This is a genomic window from Pararhizobium sp. P1_E7, assembly GCF_056405855.1.
The window spans coordinates 1-3,341 of the sequence record NZ_JBFUBH010000153.1; the positions used below are offsets into that span (position 1 = coordinate 1).

A 3,341-nucleotide genomic window follows, 5' to 3' on the forward strand; every position below is an offset into this window, starting at 1 on the left:
GGGCAATGATGCCCTGACCATTCGGCGGGCATTCGTGCACGGTATGGCCGCGGAACGTGGTGGTCACCGGGTCAACATACTCACCCTTGGCCTTGGCAAAGTCGTCGAGCGTGTGCAGGCCGCCATGGGCGTTCAAATGCGCCACCATGTCTTCGGCAACAGAACCGGTGTAAAAGCCATCGCGACCTTCGGCTGCGATCTTGCGGAGCGTGGCAGCGAGTTTCGGCTGGCGGTGCATTTCACCAATCCGTGGCGCCCGGCCGCCCGGCAGGAAGATGTCGGCTGCCGCCTTGTCGGCCGAGAGAAGCGCCTCTTCCTTCACCCAGTCGCGATGAACGCGAGGTGTGATGGCATAACCTTCATCGGCATAACGAATGGCAGGTGCCAGAACGTCTGCGAGCGGCAGGCGACCATAATCGGCATGTAGGCGGGTCCAGGCATCGATCGCACCTGGAATGGTGACGGCGGAGGGCGACTGACGCGGAACTTCGGTCAGGCCACGCTCCTCGAACCAGTCGATTGTGAGCGCCTTCGGGGTCCGGCCGGAGCCGTTATAGGCCAGCACGCGCTCGCCGCCCTTCGGAGCATAAAGGGCAAAACAATCGCCACCGATGCCCGTGGAGCCGGGTTCGACCACGCACTGAACGGCGCAGGCAGCTATCGCTGCATCCATCGCGTTGCCGCCAGCCTGCAGGATGTTGACTGCCGTCAGCGTGGCATAGGGGTGGGAGGTCGCAGCCATGGCCTTGGCCGAGACGGCCACCGACCGCGTCGGGTTCTCGAAATTGCGCATCCTTGTCAGTCTCCTCGTATTCTCAGTTGCACCGGTCCTCAGCTGCGGGACCGGTATGGCGTCATGCGGACTTCCAGATAGGCAAGTGCCCGGACAATCAGGAAGTTCAGAAAAAGGTAGATCGCGCCGGCAGCCAGGAAGACCTCGATCGCGCGGTAGCTTTCGGAGATAAGGTCTCGGGCAATCCCCGTCACCTCGAGCAGCGTGATGATCGAGGCAAGCGAGGTGCCTTTGACCATTAGGATGATTTCATTGCCATAGGCCGGGATTGCCTGGCGAAGCGCGATGGGAAGGATCACCAGCCGAAGGGTCAAGAGGCGCGTCATGCCGAGCGCCTGGGCGGCTTCCCCCAGTCCACGCGGAACGTTCTTGATCGCGCCGCGCAGGATCTCACTGCCATAGGCGGCGGTATTCAAGGTCAGCGCCAGGATTGCGCACCAGTAGGGTTCGCGAAACAGCCCCCAGAGCCCGATCGCCTGCAGAGAGGGGCGGAACTGGCCGAGGCCGTAATAGATCAAGAAGATCTGGACGAGCAGCGGCGTACCGCGAAACACGGCAACGAAGGTACGGATCGGCCAGACGACGAGGCGATGTTCGCCCTGTTGAGCAAGGGCCAGCAGTAGCGCCAGCGCAAAGCCCAGTAGAATGGAGGTTCCAGCCAACTTAAGGGTGAGGGAGACGCCGGAGAGAAGTTGCGGAATGATTTCCAGGAAGAAGCCAACGTCGATCATCGATGCAAGATCCCCCGAGATGTGCGGGTCTCTGCAACGCGGAAGACCTGACCGGTTATGCCGGCGATGACGAAATAGAGGGCTGCTGCGGCGATGTAGAACAGGAAGGGTTCGCGCGTGGAGCCCGCACCGATCTGTGACTGACGCATCAGTTCGACGAGGCCGATCACGGAGATCAGAGCCGAATCCTTGAGGACCAACTGCCAGACATTGCTGAGGCCGGGGATCGCGTGGCGCAGGAGTTGCGGAACGATTATGAGCCGAAGAATCTGGACGCGTGACAGCGCTAGCGCTTTTGCGGCATCGAACTGTCCCTGCTCGACGGCGAGATAGGCGCCGCGATAGACTTCGGCCTGATAGGCGCCCGAGATGACGCCGATGGCGATGATGCCGGTCGCAAGAGAGGGAAGGCCGACGAACCCGTCCGAGCCGAACTCCTTAGCAATCGCGGTCAGCGCCACGCTGCCGCCGTAGTAGAAGAGGTAGATGGTGAGGAGATCCGGAACGCCGCGGAAAATCGTGCCGTAAGCCGAGGCGAGGAATCTCGGCAGTCGTTTCGAGGACAATCCGCCGCTCGCACCCAGGGCACCGAATACGGCTCCGAGCAGAAAGCCCAGCACCGATAGCAAAACGGTCACCCCCGCTGCGCCGAGTAGGGCTGTGCCCCAGCCGCCTTCGGCGAAACCGAGCAGATAAAGTTTTTCAAGCATGCCGGGCGAAACCCCTTTATGTCCTTCATGCCGCCGGAGTTACTTGAACTCCGGCGTCATTCGGTCCGCCTTTGGTTACTTGAGCGGGGTGACGTCGGTGCCGACCCATCTCTCGGAGATGCGCTTGATCGTGCCATCCGCAATGGCCGAGTCGATGGCCGCGTTCAGCATTTCCTTGAGCTTGGTGTCTTCCTTGCGCAGACCAGCGCCGGTGCCCATGCCGAAGAGGCCGCCGACGAAGCCGGGTCCGGCGATCGTGTAGTCGGCGAATTCAGGCTTGGCGAGCGTTGCGGCGAGGGCCGTCTGCTGGGCAAAAATGGCATCGATGCGGCCGGCCGACAGGTCAAGGTCGTGTTGCTCTGTCGTCTTGTATTCACGGACCTCGACCGAATCGCCGAAGTACTTCTTGACGAAATCGAGCATGGTGGTCGCTGCCTGCACGCCGATGATCTTGCCCTTGAGCAGCGGCTTCAGCTTCTCGATGGCAGCCGTCGCTTCGGCTTCGTTACTCATGTCGAAGCGCTCGGTCGAAAGGCCAAGCTTTCCAAGCTCGCTATCCTTGGCAACGGCAAAGCCACCGGGATCGACCGCATAAGGTTGCGTGAAGTCGATGGTCTCAAGACGCTTCGGGGTGATAAACATTCCAGCCATGATGACGTCGAACTTGCCGACGGTCAGCGAGGGGATCAGGCCGTCCCAATCCTGCGCGACGAGCGTGCACTTGATCTTCATCCGGGCGCAGAGATCATTCGCAAGCTCGATCTCGAGGCCGTCGAGCTCACCGTTGGCATTCGTGAAATTCCAGGGAGCATAGGCGCCCTCAGTCGCGATCTTGATTTCTGTCGGCGCGCTCTGGGCATATGCCGCTGGGCCGAAGGTCAGTGTGGTGAGAGCAGCCGCAAGCGCGGCCATGCGACGGATCGTCATGACATTTCCTCTTCGTTGTTGAGCCGTTCGTGACGGCGGTTCCCCGTCCGTGCCGGATGTCTCCTCCGGCTGCGGACAATCTCTCAAGCTACGCTCACCGCCCGGGGCTGGCGTATTCGGCCAGAAGGCTTGGCGTCGCAATAATGTGTTCCTGCATGACAGCCTCGGCATGGCTTGGGT

General features: G+C 61.4%; 4 protein-coding genes. All 4 read right to left on the reverse strand.

The genetic code is table 11. The features are described 5' to 3' along the window. Positions 1-793, reverse strand: a 793-nt coding sequence (locus AC1D17_RS28150) for a gamma-glutamyltransferase (RefSeq protein ID WP_477568518.1), incomplete at its 3' end; no start/stop codon positions are given. Between the two features lie 38 nt (positions 794-831). Further along, complete coding sequence (locus AC1D17_RS28155) at positions 832-1,524, reverse strand: ABC transporter permease (RefSeq protein WP_112841490.1); 693 nt, start codon at positions 1,522-1,524, stop codon at positions 832-834. Continuing rightward, the gene (locus AC1D17_RS28160) at positions 1,521-2,234 is read right to left on the reverse strand and encodes an ABC transporter permease (protein ID WP_112841491.1); all 714 of its coding nucleotides are present in this window, start codon (positions 2,232-2,234) and stop codon (positions 1,521-1,523) included. Before AC1D17_RS28160 ends, AC1D17_RS28155 begins: the two co-directional genes overlap by 4 nt. A gap of 75 nt (positions 2,235-2,309) precedes the next feature. Then, the gene (locus AC1D17_RS28165) at positions 2,310-3,161 is read right to left on the reverse strand and encodes a transporter substrate-binding domain-containing protein (protein WP_112841492.1); all 852 of its coding nucleotides are present in this window, start codon (positions 3,159-3,161) and stop codon (positions 2,310-2,312) included. Positions 3,162-3,341 lie beyond the last annotated feature (180 nt).